The organism is Peptostreptococcaceae bacterium (assembly GCA_016649995.1).
GTDB lineage: Bacteria > Bacillota > Clostridia > Peptostreptococcales > BM714 > BM714.
In genome coordinates, this window is record JAENWJ010000036.1 from 1 (window position 1) to 17064 (window position 17064).

The following is a 17064-nucleotide window of genomic DNA, read 5'->3' on the forward strand; positions in this document are numbered from 1 at the left end:
GATCCAGTTCCTTTTCAGGTTGCGTAAATTCATGTTTTTTAACTATTTCATTCAAATATTCATCTATTGATGTACATCCAACTATGCCTGTTTGAACACGACCGCGGAATATTTGTCGATAAATATACAGACAATTCTTTTTCTCTTGAAATATTATGCCGTCTTTTAAAAATTCTTCCAGGTTCTCTTTTGCCTTATCATAAATGATATCGTCATGGACATCGACCGAATCATCCACATCAATATCAGAACGAACCACATGAAGAAAGGATTTCGGATTTCCTTCAGCCATTTTTTTAGCCTCATCCCTATTCATCACATCGTAAGGAAGACATGCCACCTCTTTAGCGAATTCTTTTTTCGGTCTAATTCCCTGAAACGGTCTTACTGTTGCCATAACTACCTCCTTAGATTGAAAAACTTGTCAACTGTCATAACCGCTTCTCCTCCAACTCGCCTTTGCGGCGCTCCTATAATCCTAGAATATTGTCGATATTCTCAAGAAGTGCCTTAAGGTCTTCCGTTGGCGTATCAGCCATATGGGCAATTCTGAAAGTCTTTTCCTTCAGGTCTCCATAACCGTTTGAAATCATGAAACCCCTTTTCCCTAGTTCATTATTCAAATCCGCAACCGAAATGCCTCTTGTATTCCTTACAGTTGTAAGCGAATTGGATGCATATTTCTCGTCAGCAAAAAGCTCGAAGTTTTTTTTGGCCCAGCCTCTGACGTGTTCAGCCATTTGGAGGTGCCTTGCGAACCTATTTTCTATGCCCTCCTCCATTATCCTGTCGAGCTGATAGTCTAGAGCAAACATATGCGAAATGGAAGGTGTCGAGGGATACTGATGATCCTTTTTCTTTATAGTATTGTATAGATTCAACAAATCGAAGTAAAATCCCCTGTTCTCAACCTCTTTGGCCGCATTTACCGCTTTTTCCGACATGGAGCATATTGCCATTCCGGCAGGCAGTCCCAGGCACTTCTGTGTAGATGCTATGCATATGTCAACGCCCCACTTGTCCACCTCTATCTTGACCCCTCCGAGTGAGCTTACAGTATCCATGCAGAATATCGCATCGGGATATTTTTTCATTACTTCCGATATTTCTTCAAGGGGATTCATTATTCCTGTGGATGTCTCATTATGGGTTATCGTAACCAAATCGTATTTGCCGGTTGACATTGCCTCTTCAACCATTTCAGGCGTTGTGATTTTTCCCCATTCCGATTCAAACAAATCTGCGTCCACAGCGTTGGCAATGGCAATTTCATGCCACTTATTTCCAAATGCCCCAACAGAAAAAATCGCCGCTTTCTTTCTCGTGCAAGATCTTACCGCGCCCTCCATCAGCCCCGTTCCGGAGCTTGTGGACAAAATTATTTGATTTTCCGTATACATGAGTTTCATTAGCTTTTCGGAAATATCCCGCTGCAACTTCGACGCTTCCTTGGTTCTATGCCCAATCATTGGCGTCGCCATTTTTTCGAGAACATCCTCGCTGACATCTACCGGCCCCGGGATGAATAATTTCTTATGCATGCGTTTTCCTCCTCTTATGTTTGGAATTAATTTAATCAAAAGTCCCTGCACTAAAATTTTATAACAAACGCTCCCTCAACACAATATAAAGAGGCGTATTTGTTTGCTTGACAAAGACATTTTTTGAATTTTTTTCCCTTCCACCAAGAGGCAAGAATCCTCGGTCCAAAGACCCCTTCGGACGGGTATTAAAGCAAACTCCGCCCCTGCCTAAAGCCAGGACGAAGATTGCTTTATTGCGTTATAATACTACTTCGGCAGTTTATTTGTTCTTGACCAGCGTACAGCCTTAAAGTTTTACCGACTCTGCCCACATTATATCTTCCTTGCCTGATATTTCATCGAGCACGGGCGCAGAAACAGGTCCGTCTACATTAAGGACCATAAGAGCCTTTTCCCCCGGATTATTGCGTCCAACCTGCATAGTTGCTATATTGACTCCGCCTTTTCCTAGGATGGTACCTATGCGTCCGATAACACCCGGCACATCCATGTTCTGAATGAACATCATGTATTCGGTGGGATTCACATCCACCTCGTATCCCAAGATATAAACAATTCGGCCTTCCTTTTTTGCAGACAAATTTCCGGCTATTTCAAAGGTTTCCTGTCCGTTCTTGACTTTAACGCTCATAAGCTCCCTGTATTGGTGCTTCTCAACTGCATCCTTCTTCTGCCTTACATGTATTCCCCTATCCTCGGCAAGCTTTTGAGCGTTTACATAGTTCACGCCCTCTTTGACTACAGGCTCAAGCAATCCTTTAAGGAATGCAAGCGTAACCAAGTCCACATCCTGACCGGCTATGTCTCCGTAATAGCTTACAGCTACAGACTCCACGGGTTCCCTGTTCAATTGATAGTAAAGTTTTCCCATTTGTTCCGCCAGCTTTAGATAGGGTTTAACCGCTTCTATGTTTTCACGGTTTAGTGCAGGCAGATTGACTGCATTCGGAACAATTTCTCCCCTCAAACCGCCAATAACCTGCCGGGCAATGGTTTCTCCCACATTCTGCTGAGCCTCGTGCGTGCTTGCTCCAAGGTGTGGGGTCACCACAATGTTGTCTAGCTTAAATAGAGGATTGTCCAAGCTTGGCTCGGTTTCAAACACATCGATTCCGGCACTTGCCACGCTGCCATCCTTCAAAGCATTGTATAGAGCTTTTTCATTGATAATTCCACCGCGCGCGTCATTTACAAGCCTAACGCCTTTCTTCATCCATCCAATTTCCTTTTCCCCTATCATGCCGATTGTTTCTTCAGTCTTTGGAGTATGGACGGTTATGAAGTCCGATACTTCTACCAATTCCTTCACGGTTTCCTTCTTTTCGGCATGAAACTTTTCAAAACGCTCATCGCTAACATACGGGTCGTATGCGACTATTTTCATTCCGAAAGCCCTCATCCTCATTGAAACTAGGGATCCAATTCTTCCAAACCCTATTATCCCAAGCGTCTTTCCATAAAGCTCAGTACCCTTAAACAGATTTCTGTCCCATTTCCCGTTCTTCAGGTGGGCAGTTGCCTGCGGAATATTTCTGGATTGCGCAAGCAAGAGCCCTATTGCCAGCTCCGCCGCAGACATAGTGTTGCTTTCAGGCGTATTAGCCACCAGCACTCCCTTTAGGGTTGCCGCTTCAATGTCTATATTATCTATTCCGTTTCCTGCTCGGCCAATTATTTTCAATTTGCCGGCCTTGTTTATCAGCTCGCCGTTCACCTTCGTCTTGCTTCTAACTACAAGCGCATCATAATCAGATATTCTTTCAAGCAAATCATTTCTGCTAAGTTTAAGCTCTACATCGACCTCTATTTCGGGGACGGCTTCAAATATCGCAAGACCCTCATCGGAAATCCTTTCCGCCACTAAAACTCTAAATTTTTCCACTGTTTGCCTCCACTTCTATCCGGACTTTTCCACCCATGTAAGTTCTGAGAGCCTCCGGAATCGTAACGCTTCCATCTTCATTTTGATAATTTTCAAGTATCGCCGCAAATGTTCTCCCAACGGCAAGCCCCGATCCATTGAGTGTATGGATATAGGAAACCTTTCCGTTTTCATCCCTAAATCTTATGTTGGCCCTTCTTGCCTGGTAGTCCTCAAAATTAGAGCATGATGAAATCTCGACATACCGTCCATAGCTTGGCATCCAAACCTCTATGTCATATGTGGATGCAGACGAAAATCCTAGGTCTCCTCCGCAAAGGCAAACAACCCTGTAGGGAAGGTCTAGACGCTGAAGCACTTCCTCAGCCGCCGCCGTCAGACTTTCCAGTTCATCGTAGGATCCCTCCGGCTTAACAAACTTGACCATTTCTACTTTATTGAACTGGTGCTGCCTTATGAGCCCCCGGGTATCCCTGCCCGCAGAGCCTGCTTCTTTCCTAAAGCATGGAGTGTACGCTGTATGATAGATTGGAAGGCTTTCCCCATCTAGTATTTCCTGCATGTAAAGATTTGTTACCGGAACCTCTGCAGTTGGGACAAGGAAGAAATCTTTTGCAGGTATATGGAACATATCATCTTCAAACTTCGGAAGCTGACCCGTACCCTTCATTGCCTCCCTATTTACCATGAACGGAGGCAGTATCTCCACAAAACCATGCTCCTCGGTATGCATATCAAGCATGAAGTTGATTATTGACCTTTCGAGTCTCGCTCCCGATCCTTTGTATACGCTGAAACGCGCTCCTGAAATCTTCGAGGCTCTTTCAAAATCCAGGATGCCCAAATCTGTTCCTACATCCCAATGGGCTTTTTCTTCAAAGTCAAAGACCCTTGGCTTGCCCCATTTTCTTAGTTCTATGTTTGCCGTGTCGTCATTTCCAACCGGTGTTTCAGGTCTTGGGGTATTAGGAATAGTTAAAAGCATTTCTTCCATTTTGCCTTCAATATCCTTAAGCTCTACATCCATATCCTTTATTTCATTTGACAGTATTTTTAGTTCCTTAAAAATGCCGGATGTATCCTCACCCGCCTTCTTCAGTTCGGGAATTTCCCGTGAGGCTATGTTCTGCTTGTTTTTGAGGGTTTCAACATCTCCAATTATTTCTCTTCTTCTTCCGTCTAATTCAACGACTTTATCCAGCCCATAATCCCCCTTGCCTCTAATTTCCAAGAGTCTTTTAACCTCATCGAAATCGCTTCTGATTCTTTTGATGTCCAACATATTCATTCCTCCTTTTGAAATTAAAAAAAGCCTCCCGAAAATCCCCCTGAAGGGACGAGAAGTTTCCCGCGTTGCCACCCTGATTGACAGACCTTCGGTCCGTCCTCTTGAAGCAGAATAACGCCTGCCAAACGCATCGGTTTACTAATGATTCAACCGACGGACTCAGGAACGGATTCAGAATGCTCTTCCACCGGTTCACACCAACCACCGGTTCTCTTTGCTTCAAAGCATGCTTACTATTTCCTTCACAGCCATATTTTAATGTTTTAAAAATTTTACCACATGTTCCAATGCTATGCAAGCCTTATTGTTCCATTTCTTCTATTTTTAAGAATTTATCGACCTTTTTCATTGTCTCTTCCTCTCCTACATAAAGAAGCACATCTCCCTCTTCAATCACAAAATCCGGACCCAGAGAAATATGTATGTCTCCATTGCGGCTTACACCGGCAACCGTTGCCCCCGTCATTTGCCAAAACGCAAGCTCCCTAAGAGATTTCCCTATAATAAAGCTGTCATGCGGCACAAGTATCTTGTTAAAATTCAATTCACTTATTTTTTTTACACGCGTCGTATTTTCTATAAGATACTCAATGTCCTTTTGAATTCTGTTTTCAATTTCACTCTTTTGCTTCAAAAGTTTTTTTAGTTCCATCTTTACTTCAGATATGCTTCCCTTATCCTTGTAAGTACCCATGAATGACGACACATGTTCACTAGACTTTATGTATATTCCGCTTTTAGGCAAAATCTCTACTATATCCATATCCCTTAGAAGCTTTGCCGCTTTTCTTATTGTTTCCGGCGAAACATTGTATTCTGCAGCAAGAATTGTCCGTCCGCTGATTTTTTCACCTTTCGCCAACTCTCCATCATTAATCCTCTTTGCAATATCAAGGGCAATAACTATATACCTTGGCAACTTACCTGATGTCATAATCTCTCCACCTTTTCCGCAAATCATATTTGGTCTTTAATTATGTTGAACAGCTTTTTCTCGGCTTTTTCCATACAAATTTCCACCTTTGCCTTGGGCATGTTAAGTTCCCTGGCAATTCGCGACACTTCGGTTATCTTGTCCCTTTGAATGCCGTATCTGTAGGAAATGAGTTTCTTGTCAATTTCAGTCAATTTTCGATTATCGCGAAGTGCAAGTCGTATTTCCTCTATAATCCTCTTCTCAAGCTCCTTCTCCGTTTCATGCTTCTGTCTCTTGTTCATCAGCTTTTCAATCCGACTCTTCAGGAGCCGCTTAAATATTTCCACCGTTTCAGCATCATCAGATGATGTGCAAAGATCAACCCCTACCTCGTCTATGGGCTCCTTATTCAGCATATTCCTGCCCATCAGCAAATTCATTAGATGCCTAGCAGTACCCTTATTTCCATCCACTATCTGAATATCCCCATATAGTTTTTTAATCGTATCGTCAAGAAAAACGAAATGGGTGCATCCCAAGACTATTACCTGCACACCTTTTTCCGTCAGGTCTCCCAGACAGCTGCGCAAAATTTCCTCAGCTTCATCCCCGTCTAAAACATCTCTTTCAACCAACTCGACAAGCTGCGCCGCAGGTAGCTTCTCTATTTCGCATTCCCCCGAATAGCGCTCCACAAGATCCATAAACTTGCTTTCCTTAAGAGTCATGGGTGTCGCCATAACAAGAATCTTTCCTCCATTTCCTGCATCAACAGCCACCTTCAAAGCCGGCTCCATACCAACTATAGGAATAGGGAACTTTTTTCTGAGTTCTGTTATGGATGCACTAGTTGCAGTATTGCAGGCAACGACAATAGCCTTTACGTTTCTTTCTACTAAATAACTGCATGCTTCAATTGACAAATCCCTTACTTCTTTTTTTGAGCGCACGCCGTAAGGAGCATTTTTAGTGTCTCCAAAATATATGAATCGTTCATTCGGCATCCATTCAATCAGTTCCGCTAAAACGCTTATGCCGCCAATGCCCGAATCAAAAACGCCAATCGGTCTTGATATATTTTCCGCATTCATGCATTCACCTACCTATAATGAATCTATTATGGGTATCATTTTATTCCTAATCGAGGAAACAATCAAGAAAAAGACGCTTCATACCGGTCTAAGAACTAAGTAGAAAGTGGAAAGTAGAAAGTGTAAAGAAAAACAAAAGAAAGTTGATGATTTCAGGTCAAGGATTTATATTGCTCACTGCGGCCTGCGGCGGATTCGCGTGCCCTGTGGGTATTCATAGAGCTTCGTCTTTCGGCAAAATCTAAAATCCGCAAACTCGCTTCGCATCGGGCCAAGGCCAAAGCGGATTTCTTGACGATTTAGCCTTATCCAAAGCTGTGAATATCAAGCCTCGGTCGATGCATCGCAATATGAAACCTCAACCTGTAACGCCTCGAGTAGATTCTCAATACGAGTGGTGCATTAAACGCTGCAAGTTTCAAATACAAAAACCTAAAACCACTCATTGCAATACTTAAATTTGTCGTTCTTTTGTCTTTTGTATTTAGCCTTTTTCTTTCCCACGTTCTACGTTCTACGTTCTACGTTTTTTAACTATACTTTATCTGAAGTCAAGGCGCCGCATGCGGCGCCTTGTTTGCTTATTGTTCTCTTAAATTTGCTTCCTCGCGCACCTATTGTGCCGGCAATTCAGCTTCACCTAAAACCGGTTCCTGATCGGGAACGATTCCGTTTATTTCGTTCAATTTTTCAAGAACATTTTCAAGCTGATTTAGATACACTCCATAAAGGCTCCAGTTGCCATTTTGCTGCGCCTCCTGTGCCTTTTTGAAAATCTCTGTTGCATGAATTATAAGATCGGAGGTTGTATCCCCTTCTTCAACGCCTTCTTGGTCGGAGCCATCGCTTGATGTTCCGAATATCTTGTTAAGTGACTCTTCCAAGGTTTGTTCCATGACTACCTGGTCTCCATAGGCTACTATCACACGCTTAACCTCCGGAATGCTATTTTCAGTATTGGCTTGAAGGTAAATGGGCTCAACATAAAGCAACGATTGATTTACTGGTATGGTCAAAAGATTTCCACGGATTACATTTGAACCAACCTGTCCCCAAAGGGTGAATTGCTGGGAAATCTCGTCGTCCTGATCGATTCTGTTCTCTATTTGAATAGGACCATATATATTCTTGTTTTTAGGCAACTTATAGATGACAAGTTTGCCATATACATCGCCATCATTCCTTGCTACGAAAAGCGCTGTCATGTTCTGCTTGGTCTTCGGGGTATATGGGAGGGAAAGAACAAATTCTTCTTTTTCTTCACCGGGAAGCTTCATGACTAGATATGTTCCTTCAATCTGCTGCTCTGCCGTTTCATACTTTTCACTGGCAATGTCCCACTCGTCCTCTTTATTGTAGAAAACCCTCGGGTCGTTCATATGGTACATGCGGAAGACATCGGCCTGTATGTTGAACAGCACCTGCGGATACCGTATATGGGATTTTAAGCTTTCAGGCATTTCCCCAATATCCGTGAAAAGGGTCGGGAAAATCTTGCCTAGCGTTTCGACTACCGGATCTTCCTTGTCGGCCACATAAAATGTAACAGCCCCATCGTATGCATCGACTACAACCTTGACCGAATTCCTGATGTAATTGATCTTGTTGTCAGAGTAAGGCTCCGAATATGGATAATTGGTGCTGACTGTGTACCCATCCACTATCCAATAAAGCTTGCCGTCAGCAACCACCATGTAAGGATCCGTATCATACTGAATATATGGAGCGATTTTCTGGATTCGTTCAGTGATGTTCCTGTAAATCACAATCCTGCTCTCCGCTGTAATGTTGTTCGTAAGAAGCATTTTAAGGCTCTTTTGCTTGTATGCGAACAGCAGCTTGTTCAAGCCGCCAAGCTCCACGCCGGCTTTTCCCTCATATAGGGCTTGTGCGTTTTCATTTCCATCGGGATAATCGAATTCCTTCTCGAGTGTATTTACGATTATATAATCGTCGGTCAGTTCTCCAAAATAGATTTCAGGCCTATCAACTCTAAGAATGTCTATGTCGGTCTCCGGGGGTATGTTCTTGACCATGAGCTCCGGAAGGCCTTCAGATGTAACAATATTAACAGGTGAAACGGCAACGCCGTACCCATGTGTATATTTGAAATGCTTGTTTATGAATGTAAGGTTATCGAATTTGTTTTGATTCATCTCGCGTCCTGAAACAAATAGTTGCATATACTTTCCATTGATATTATAGCGGTCTACATCCACATCGTTAAATTCATAGTACCTTCGTATGCCCTGTTTTTGGTTGTATACAAGCTCCGCAGGTCTTGTATCATTTATGCGTATGTTGCTAATTGTTTCGTCGTTTGCAAGGATGTCATCTATTGAAAGATTCGTTTCAGCCGCAAAGGTTTTTTCCTCAATATTCCCCAAATTGTATGCCGCTTGAGTGTAATTGATGTTGTACTCAATATACTCGGTTTCCTTTGAAATCTCATCCGGCGAAACAATATAGCTTTGAACTCCTGCGGAAGCTATATTGCCCACTATTGAAATCAGTATAATCAATATGGGCCCTGTGAGAGCAAGCTTTAAACTTTTTCTCCTAAAACCTATGAAAAGCATGGCAGCCGCCGCAAATGAAACCGCCATGAGAACCCTGTACATCAAAAGTGTGACATGTATGTCCGTGTAACTAGCTCCATATACAACCCCTCTAGATGAATACAGGAGCTCGTATGCCCTCAGAAAATATCCCAGACCCTGTACCACAAAGAAGATTACGCCAATCACAAGCAATTGCCTTGCGGCTATTGAGAATACCTTCTTCAAGTTTCCGGCATCTATGTTTCTCGGGTTGAACGGTATCTCCGAGTCTCTTGTTTCAAACAGTGTAGGCCGCCTTATGGACATCATTATGAAATAAAAGACAACCGTCAGAATTGCAAGCATCAAAAGCAGAGTGGTCATCATCATATAAACCTGGTTTATCAGTGGATACTTGAATATATAAAAGGAAATATCCCTTCCGAAAATGGGCTCCTGAAGATTAAAATCCGTCGAATTGAAAAATCTGAGTATGTCAAACCACAGGTTTGACGCAACCGAGGCACTTGCAACAAAGCTTACAAGCAGGGAACCTCCAAGCGCTATCTGGTTGACTTTTTTCTCGCTTACCCCAGAATACACCGTGCTCACTTTTTTGTAATAATCCTTTTTGATAGTCATCAAATAGAAGTAAACTAAGACCGTTCCTATTACAAACACAGGTATTCCAACCTTTAATTGAGTCAAAATCTTTGTCAGAAACACCTTTTCGTATCCCAAAGATTGGAACCATTTATAGTCCGTCACAAAATTTATTATCGTATTGAACGAACCTATAAAAACGCTCAAGACTACAATGATAGCTGCCCAAAGCATCTTCCTCGATGTGCCCATTCTTGTTCCCTTATTATCTTGACCAAATATTTTCACTTTATCACTCCCATTAATTTTTTGGGTGAGTCAGTACACCCCATATTATTTTCTTTACAGCTTAAATATACCCATTAATCTTTATTCCTTCACAATATTTTAATTATACCATGTATTGGGAGCTGAATCCCTTCAATCAGCATCGCATTTTAAGATTTCATTAAAAAAGGGCCCACCTTGATAAACAAGGCGGGCCTTTTTGCTTCAATTTTGTTTCAATTTCATGTCTCCAAATTTAATCCAGCCCTTTTTACGCATGAGTTCCGAGAAAAAGAGTGTGAGTAAAGCCGGCAAAATAAAATGCATGAGCGCCACTATAAAAATCAATTGTCCCATCGGCATGGAATCCTTCATAACGGCTATCGTCCCAAATTGCCCAACAAGACCGCTCGTTCCCATACCTGCGCCTATGGAGTTATTCTGCATTTTAATAAAATATGTCGCTATCGGACCCAGTATTGCGCTTGTAAGAGTCGGAGGTATCCAAATATAAGGATTCTTGATTATGTTGGGAACCTGAAGCATTGATGTTCCAAGCCCTTGAGCCAAGAATCCCCCCATTCCATTTTCGCGATAACTTGCAACAGCGAAACCAACCATCTGCGCTGAGCATCCTACAGTAGAAGCTCCTGCCGCAAGCCCTCCCAGTCCAAGGGCTATGGCCAAGGCCGCGCTGCTTATGGGCAGTGTCAAAATCATCCCCATGAGAGTGGATACTGCAATCCCCATTGGTATGGGTTTCAGTTCGGTAGCTCGATTAATGACGAAGCCGATCCCCTTCATGAATTCTGCAATCGCCGGGCTTATGAAAAACCCAATTATACCTCCGACTATGATAGTAGCCGCAGGCACCAGCACAATATCAACCTTGGTGCGGCCGCTTATAAATTTTGAAAACTCGGCAGCTGCCAAGGCTGAAACAAAGGCTCCAACCGGTTCCCCTATATGTACAACAAATGCGCCACCGTCTCCCTGGGTTAAGGTTCCTGCCCCTATGGCCCCCGCAATAATTGATGCGAATATTCCAAGCGGCGGTGCTGCTATGCTATATGCCACTGCCGCGCCTATTGCCGGACCCATCATGAATTGAGCCACTTTGCCAAAGAAAACCAACTCTTCTATGCCGCTCATTTCACCTATCTGTTTTAGTATTAGTCCAATGATTAGTGAAGCAAATAGCCCCAAGGCCATTCCGTTCAATGTTTTGGTAATATAGTTTCTAAAGCCTTTCCCTTTCATGATGCCCTCCTGTATTGTCAGCTGTAATGTCACCATTATACATAAAGAAAAAGCAAATTTCAAGCCCTGCCATCAATCTGCTTTCATCAATATACCCATTTCATCAAGGGCCTGCAGTATTTTTTCAAAAATCATGTCATTTGGAACCTCAATCGTATGGATGTGCTCACCATTTGCAAGAGATGCCAAAGGGGCCGCATTACCTTTATCAGCTTCCTTGATAAACTGATCAAGTTCATATCTGCTGTTTATTTCTAAGGGGCATCTTATCTCTCCATAAATGGGATGCATCACTATTACATCCAATATTTTGGCTCCCATGTCCACAATTATCTGGAGCTCCTTTTCTATTTCATCATAACCACTATGTTTTACGAAAACTGTCTTGATGTTTCTCTCTGCATTCGACGGCTTCGGTATGTAATAACCATTTGAATTTGCCTGTATATTAACATCCTTGGCTCTAAGTATTGCAATGTCCTGCACAATCACCTGCCTGCTTACTTTAAATTCTTCCGCAAGCCATGAGCCTTTTACAGGCGATGAAGCATCCTTCAGCATCTTCAAGAGGGCTTCCCTTCTTTTTTCCGTCATGGAAACACATCCTTTTGATTGTATAAAGCCAATTTTATTTCCGCCATTTCCATCTACAGTATATCAAACATCGTATGCAAACATAAAGCCGCCGTTATTAACCGGCGGCAATCCCTTTATTTTAAGCAATTACGCTTCCTCAGCCGTTTCCTCAGCCGTTTCCTCAGCCGTTTCCTTCGAATGCCTAACGTGATCTATTACAACCGTTTTAGCATACTCCACATCCTTTTTCATGAGAGCATCCACAATTAGCTTGTGCTCATTGAGCGCCCCTTGAAGCCTCCCCGGCTTCTCAAGGGAGTTATACCTCACAACCTTCATGAATACCTGATAGTTTTTCAGTACATTCTCAAGATAGCGACTCTTTGTAGCCTTGTAAATTGCTTCATGAAACTTTGTATTAAGCTCAGCGAATTTTTTAACATCCTTCTTGAATGTATAGAATTCCATTAGCTCGTAAATTTCATTTATTTTCTGCATGTCCTGTTGATCCATTCTTTCTATGGCCCATTCCACGGCTATTCCTTCAATAGCCAAGCGAATTGTAAATATGTCAACTATATCCTGTTTTGAAATACCCTTTACCACCACTCCCCTGTTGGGAATGTTTTCAACCAAATCATCCAATTCCAGCTGCTTAAGTGCCTCGCGGACCGGGGTTCTGCTGACATTGAACTCGTCCGCCAGCTTGGCCTCAACTACTTTTTCTCCCTTTTCATATTTCCCGTACAATATGTCGTCTCTGATTCTTTCAAATATCACAGTCGTCAGCGATTTATTGTCTGATTTATCCTCAAAAAGAATACTCATGGAATCCTCCGATTATTCATTGTTTTTTTGTACCAATCAAATAAATTCTATCCCAAAATGCACTTTATGTCAACGCATGCAAATATCCTAAAAATTACAAGAATATTCGTTTATGCAGGATTAGTTTTGACTTCCTGCAAACAGCACCGTGTTTTTGGGTTTTATTATTCATTTTTCAGAAATTAACAAAGATTTTTAACCCCTGTACTATCAAAGCTTTCAAAAAATATATTATTGTGCATTATATATTTTTTCAACGGATGCCATTGCTTTTGTAGGAAACATTGCATATTTCGGAATTTTCTGTTTTTTAATCGTATATATCACTTACGACCCCCTCTTTCGTGTTTTTTACAGGGTCATCAAAATCACAATAGTGCATGTTTATGCATATTTATTTATAATTTTGCATATATGTGTTGATTTGCTCCTTTGTTACTGTTATAATAATATAATTCACAACAATACATTTGGAGGTTACTTATATGAACAAAAAAGTCATACTCGCCTATTCAGGCGGCTTGGATACATCTGTAATACTAACATGGTTAAAAGAGGAGTTCGATTATGAGGTGATTGCCGCCTGCGTAGATGTAGGGCAGCAGGACGATTTCGAAGAAGTTAAAAAAAAGGCGATTGCAACCGGAGCATCAAAGGTTTATGTTCTCGATGTAAAAGAGGAATTCATTTCCGAATATGTTTTCCCAACCCTGAAAGCTGGAGCCGTATACGAAGACGACTATCTGCTTGGAACTTCATTTGCTAGGCCCCTTATCGCCAAGAAGCTGGTCGAGTTGGCTGAAAAAGAAGGCGCATTCGCAATCGCCCACGGAGCTACCGGAAAGGGAAATGACCAGGTCCGCTTTGAGGTAACCATTAAAGCACTTAATCCGTATCTCGAAATAATCGCCCCTTGGAGAATATGGAACCTTAAATCAAGAGAAGATTGTATCGATTATGCCCAGCAGCACAAAATTCCGATTCAAGTGACAAAAGAAAAAATCTACAGCATGGACCAAAACCTGTGGCACCTAAGCCATGAGGGCGGCAATTTGGAAAACACATGGAATATGCACGACACTGATATGTATCAAATGTGCAATACTCCCGAGGAAGCACCCGATGAGCCTGAATTTGTTGAAATAGGATTTGAAGAGGGAACGCCAATAAAGATAAATGGCATTTCCTACAGCCCTGCTTCAATGGTTGCAGAACTCAACATAATTGCCGGAAAACACGGTGTAGGAATCATAGATATAGTAGAAAACCGCCTCGTTGGAATGAAATCCAGGGGAGTATATGAAACTCCGGGAGGAACTGTGCTATTCAAGGCACACAAGGCACTTGAAAAAATAGTCCTCGACAAGGCAACAATGCACTTCAAGAAGGGCCTGTCAGAAAAATACGCCGAGCTAGTTTACAACGGAATGTGGTTCTGCCCTCTAAGAGAGGCTTTGAACGGATTTATCGATGTAACCCAAAAGGAAATGGACGGAACCGTCAAGCTTAAGCTGTACAAGGGTACTTGCATGGTAGTGGCAAGCAAATCGCCTAATACTCTTTACAGCGAAGATTTTGTAACCTTCGGAGAAGACGATGTATACAACCAAAGGGACGCTGACGGATTCATCAATCTTTTCGCGCTTCCTTTGACAATAAAGGCTATTCTTGCACACGAGAAAAAGGCCGAAGAAAAAAAGGAAAACAAATAATATGAAACTCTGGGGCGGACGCTTTTCAAAGGGCACGGCAAAAACCGTAGACGCTTTCGGAGCCTCAATCGGTTTCGATCAAAACCTTTACAAAGAGGATATAGCTGGAAGCAGGGCGCATGCGAAAATGCTGGCTAAAATCGATGTTCTTACAAACGAAGAATTAGACAAAATCTTGACAGCACTCGATGAAATCGAGTGCTCTGTCAAAAAAGGGGACATCACTTTCAAGGAAGATTATGAAGACATTCACATGAACATTGAAAGTCTTTTGACAGAGCGTGTCGGCTACCCAGGCAAAAAAATCCACACGGCAAGAAGCAGGAATGACCAAGTGGCTGTGGATATACGACTGTATCTTAAGGAAGAGATAGCTGAAATCTGTGGATTAATTGAAGAATTGTTAAAAACCCTTCTTGAATTATCAGAAAAACATATTGATGTCATTCTTCCCGGGTTCACGCACCTTCAACACGCACAGCCAATCAGGCTTTCTTTCCACCTAATGGCATATTTTGAGATGTTCAAGAGAGACCACATGCGCTTGACCGATTGCCTTGATAGGATGGATGTACTCCCATTGGGAGCCGGAGCACTTTCCGGAACTACCTACGAAACAGACCGCGATTTTCTCGCAAAAGAACTGGGCTTCGCAAAGGTTTCACTCAATGCTCTCGACTCTGTAAGCGACAGAGACTACCTCATTGAGTTCCAGTCGGATGCTTCAATATTAATGATGCATTTCAGCAGATTCTGTGAAGAATTAATCCTTTGGAATACTTCCGAATTTGATTTCGTAGAAATGGATGACGCATACTCAACCGGCAGCTCGATAATGCCACAGAAGAAGAATCCTGATGTTGCCGAGTTAATAAGGGGCAAAACCGGACGGATCTATGGAAATCTGGTGGGGATTTTGACCATAATGAAAGGCCTGCCTTTAGCCTACAACAAGGACATGCAGGAAGACAAACCGGGTATGTTCGATACGGTGGAAACACTTAAAGCTGTCATTCCAATATTCGGAGAAATGCTTGCAACACTTACCTTCAACACAGAGAATATGCTGGAAGCTACAAAAATGGGATTCCTAAATGCAACGGATATTGCTGATTACCTCGTAAAAAAAGGGCTACCGTTCAGAAGCGCCCACGAAGTCGTAGGCCGCATGGTTCTCTATTGCACCGAAAGAAAATGCAACATAGAGGACATGAGCATTTCAGAACTTAGGTCCTTCAATGAAGACATACAAGAGGATTTGCTTGAAATCGCAAAAATCGAGAACTGCACAGATTCAAAAATTTCAGAGGGAGGAACTTCCCGGAAAAATGTTCTTAAAATGATACAAGCAAACAAAGAATTTTTTAAATAATCTTCTGATTGAAAAAAGACGCCTTCCGGCGTCTTTTTTCATTTCTATATCAGTTTTCTTCGTCTTCAACGATTTTTTTATAAACAAAATATGAATAAATGATTGGAACCCCAGCCCCAATCAATATTATTGGAAGCATTATCCACGAAGGCATATGGTCTCTTATAAAATTCACCAGTATCAGGCATACTCCCATTGCCATGAATGTATACCCGCCTAAGCGATGAGTCTTTTTCCAAACTGTTTCATTTGCCAATGTCCAAGGCGTCCTTATTCCAAAAAAGTAATTGTGCCTAATTTGCCCCATATAGTTTCCAATTGTTATAAACAATATTCCCGTCAGCAATGATATTATCAAGCCAACATCCAAATCGACTCCTTTCGCTACCAAAATCGAAATCCAAACCGAAACAGACAATAGAAGCGAAACGAAAATTTTTGTTACTTCGTATGCTTTTTTATGTAAATCGTATGATTTTCTTTTGGGGTCAATCTTGGGCAAAAATACCATTAATAGATAAATCGCAACCGGAAGGGCCGCAAACACTATTATCATTCCCTTTGATGAATAATCATTGACATCCCCAGCTATATTCCAATGTGTCGGTATTTCAGCCGGAAGCGAGGGATACATCCACATGACTCCAGCAAAAGACAGCAATAATATTGTTAATATCCAAGGATTTATTTTCATTCCGCTCAACTCCTTTCCTTAAAATCATAAAACCATTTTGTCATTTCTTGAAATGCGGTAGTATTCAGCGAGTATCGAATATTTTGTCCCTCTTTGATCCAAAGTATCAGCTTTGCATTTTTAAGTACATTTAAATGATGGCTTACCGACGGCTTGCTCATTTCAAATTCATCCGATATTTGCCCTGCAGTCATATCCCTTTCGTTTAACAATTCCAAAATACGTCTCCTCGTAGGATCGGACAAGGCCTTAAAAGTTTTGTTCATAATGCCACTTCCTTTATTAGATGTTTATCTATTTATCTAATTGTTATCTCAAGCATCTGCTTTTGTCAAGTTTTTCAAAAAATTAAAAGATCCGGAGAATCAAACTCCGAACCTTTTAATATATAAATCAAAACCGGCGACGACTTACTCTCCCAGGCAGCTGCCCGCCAAGTACCATCAGCGCAACGGAGCTTAACTTCTGTGTTCGAGATGGGAACAGGTGTA

14 protein-coding genes, 1 rRNA gene and 1 other annotated feature are annotated in these 17064 nt (G+C 42.0%); of the genes, 2 read left to right on the forward strand and 13 right to left on the reverse strand.

Annotated elements, in window-relative coordinates; all coding sequences use genetic code 11:
- From JJE29_06765 to JJE29_06810, 10 genes are all read right to left on the reverse strand, one after another.
- Positions 1 to 397: DUF1015 family protein (locus tag JJE29_06765; protein ID MBK5252316.1), on the reverse strand; the 397-nt coding region annotated here is incomplete at its 3' end.
- A gap of 73 nt (positions 398 to 470) precedes the next feature.
- Entirely contained in the window at positions 471 to 1541 is a 1071-nt protein-coding gene (locus JJE29_06770; protein MBK5252317.1) for an alanine--glyoxylate aminotransferase family protein, read from the reverse strand.
- Positions 1542 to 1830: 289 nt separating this feature from the next.
- A complete protein-coding gene (locus tag JJE29_06775; protein MBK5252318.1) occupies positions 1831 to 3426 on the reverse strand; it encodes a phosphoglycerate dehydrogenase in 1596 nt (531 codons plus the stop codon).
- Positions 3413 to 4708 carry a serine--tRNA ligase gene (gene serS / locus JJE29_06780; GenBank protein MBK5252319.1) on the reverse strand — a complete coding sequence of 432 codons (1296 nt, stop codon included), beginning with the start codon at positions 4706 to 4708 and terminating at the stop codon, positions 3413 to 3415. The genes JJE29_06775 and serS overlap by 14 nt, the downstream gene beginning before the upstream one ends.
- 47 nt (positions 4709 to 4755) lie before the next feature.
- Positions 4756 to 4969, reverse strand: a binding site (T-box leader).
- Positions 4970 to 5015: 46 nt separating this feature from the next.
- The gene (locus tag JJE29_06785) at positions 5016 to 5648 is read right to left on the reverse strand and encodes a GntR family transcriptional regulator (protein ID MBK5252320.1); all 633 of its coding nucleotides are present in this window, start codon (positions 5646 to 5648) and stop codon (positions 5016 to 5018) included.
- 23 nt (positions 5649 to 5671) lie between these two features.
- Positions 5672 to 6721, reverse strand: a complete 1050-nt coding sequence (gene murI / locus JJE29_06790; GenBank protein ID MBK5252321.1) for a glutamate racemase — start codon at positions 6719 to 6721, stop codon at positions 5672 to 5674.
- Between the two features lie 614 nt (positions 6722 to 7335).
- Complete coding sequence (locus tag JJE29_06795; protein MBK5252322.1) at positions 7336 to 10116, reverse strand: UPF0182 family protein; 2781 nt, start codon at positions 10114 to 10116, stop codon at positions 7336 to 7338.
- A gap of 240 nt (positions 10117 to 10356) precedes the next feature.
- Positions 10357 to 11391: a PTS sugar transporter subunit IIC gene (locus tag JJE29_06800; GenBank protein ID MBK5252323.1), complete on the reverse strand. Its 1035-nt coding sequence runs from the start codon at positions 11389 to 11391 to the stop codon at positions 10357 to 10359.
- Positions 11392 to 11463: 72 nt separating this feature from the next.
- Complete coding sequence (locus JJE29_06805) at positions 11464 to 11985, reverse strand: transcription repressor NadR (GenBank protein ID MBK5252324.1); 522 nt, start codon at positions 11983 to 11985, stop codon at positions 11464 to 11466.
- Positions 11986 to 12114: 129 nt separating this feature from the next.
- Entirely contained in the window at positions 12115 to 12795 is a 681-nt protein-coding gene (locus JJE29_06810) for a GntR family transcriptional regulator (GenBank protein ID MBK5252325.1), read from the reverse strand.
- A gap of 485 nt (positions 12796 to 13280) precedes the next feature.
- Here JJE29_06810 and JJE29_06815 point away from each other — a divergent pair, with 485 nt between their 5' ends.
- Together JJE29_06815 and argH are read left to right on the forward strand one after the other, a co-directional pair.
- A complete protein-coding gene (locus JJE29_06815) occupies positions 13281 to 14507 on the forward strand; it encodes an argininosuccinate synthase (GenBank protein ID MBK5252326.1) in 1227 nt (408 codons plus the stop codon).
- A 1-nt stretch (position 14508) separates the two neighbouring features.
- Complete coding sequence (gene argH / locus JJE29_06820; GenBank protein ID MBK5252327.1) at positions 14509 to 15879, forward strand: argininosuccinate lyase; 1371 nt, start codon at positions 14509 to 14511, stop codon at positions 15877 to 15879.
- A gap of 49 nt (positions 15880 to 15928) precedes the next feature.
- Here argH and JJE29_06825 read toward each other — a convergent pair whose 3' ends face one another.
- The 3 genes from JJE29_06825 to rrf form a co-directional block, all read right to left on the reverse strand.
- Complete coding sequence (locus JJE29_06825) at positions 15929 to 16573, reverse strand: SdpI family protein (protein MBK5252328.1); 645 nt, start codon at positions 16571 to 16573, stop codon at positions 15929 to 15931.
- A gap of 5 nt (positions 16574 to 16578) precedes the next feature.
- Positions 16579 to 16839 carry a winged helix-turn-helix transcriptional regulator gene (locus JJE29_06830; protein MBK5252329.1) on the reverse strand — a complete coding sequence of 87 codons (261 nt, stop codon included), beginning with the start codon at positions 16837 to 16839 and terminating at the stop codon, positions 16579 to 16581.
- Positions 16840 to 16970: 131 nt separating this feature from the next.
- Positions 16971 to 17064: ribosomal RNA gene (gene rrf / locus JJE29_06835) — 5S ribosomal RNA — on the reverse strand; the annotation flags it as partial.

Excerpts from the sequence above, each read along its gene's own strand:
- JJE29_06815 (MBK5252326.1), top strand. The coding sequence starts at position 13,281 with ATGAACAAAAAAGTCATACTCGCCTATTCAGGCGGCTTGGATACATCT.
- JJE29_06800 (MBK5252323.1), bottom strand. The coding sequence starts at position 11,391 with ATGAAAGGGAAAGGCTTTAGAAACTATATTACCAAAACATTGAACGGA.
- JJE29_06805 (MBK5252324.1), bottom strand. The coding sequence starts at position 11,985 with ATGACGGAAAAAAGAAGGGAAGCCCTCTTGAAGATGCTGAAGGATGCT.
- JJE29_06795 (MBK5252322.1), bottom strand. The coding sequence starts at position 10,116 with ATGGGCACATCGAGGAAGATGCTTTGGGCAGCTATCATTGTAGTCTTG.
- JJE29_06785 (MBK5252320.1), bottom strand. The coding sequence starts at position 5,648 with ATGACATCAGGTAAGTTGCCAAGGTATATAGTTATTGCCCTTGATATT.
- JJE29_06810 (MBK5252325.1), bottom strand. The coding sequence starts at position 12,795 with ATGAGTATTCTTTTTGAGGATAAATCAGACAATAAATCGCTGACGACT.
- serS (MBK5252319.1), bottom strand. The coding sequence starts at position 4,708 with ATGTTGGACATCAAAAGAATCAGAAGCGATTTCGATGAGGTTAAAAGA.
- JJE29_06830 (MBK5252329.1), bottom strand. The coding sequence starts at position 16,839 with ATGAACAAAACTTTTAAGGCCTTGTCCGATCCTACGAGGAGACGTATT.
- JJE29_06825 (MBK5252328.1), bottom strand. The coding sequence starts at position 16,573 with ATGAAAATAAATCCTTGGATATTAACAATATTATTGCTGTCTTTTGCT.
- murI (MBK5252321.1), bottom strand. The coding sequence starts at position 6,721 with ATGAATGCGGAAAATATATCAAGACCGATTGGCGTTTTTGATTCGGGC.
- argH (MBK5252327.1), top strand. The coding sequence starts at position 14,509 with ATGAAACTCTGGGGCGGACGCTTTTCAAAGGGCACGGCAAAAACCGTA.
- JJE29_06770 (MBK5252317.1), bottom strand. The coding sequence starts at position 1,541 with ATGCATAAGAAATTATTCATCCCGGGGCCGGTAGATGTCAGCGAGGAT.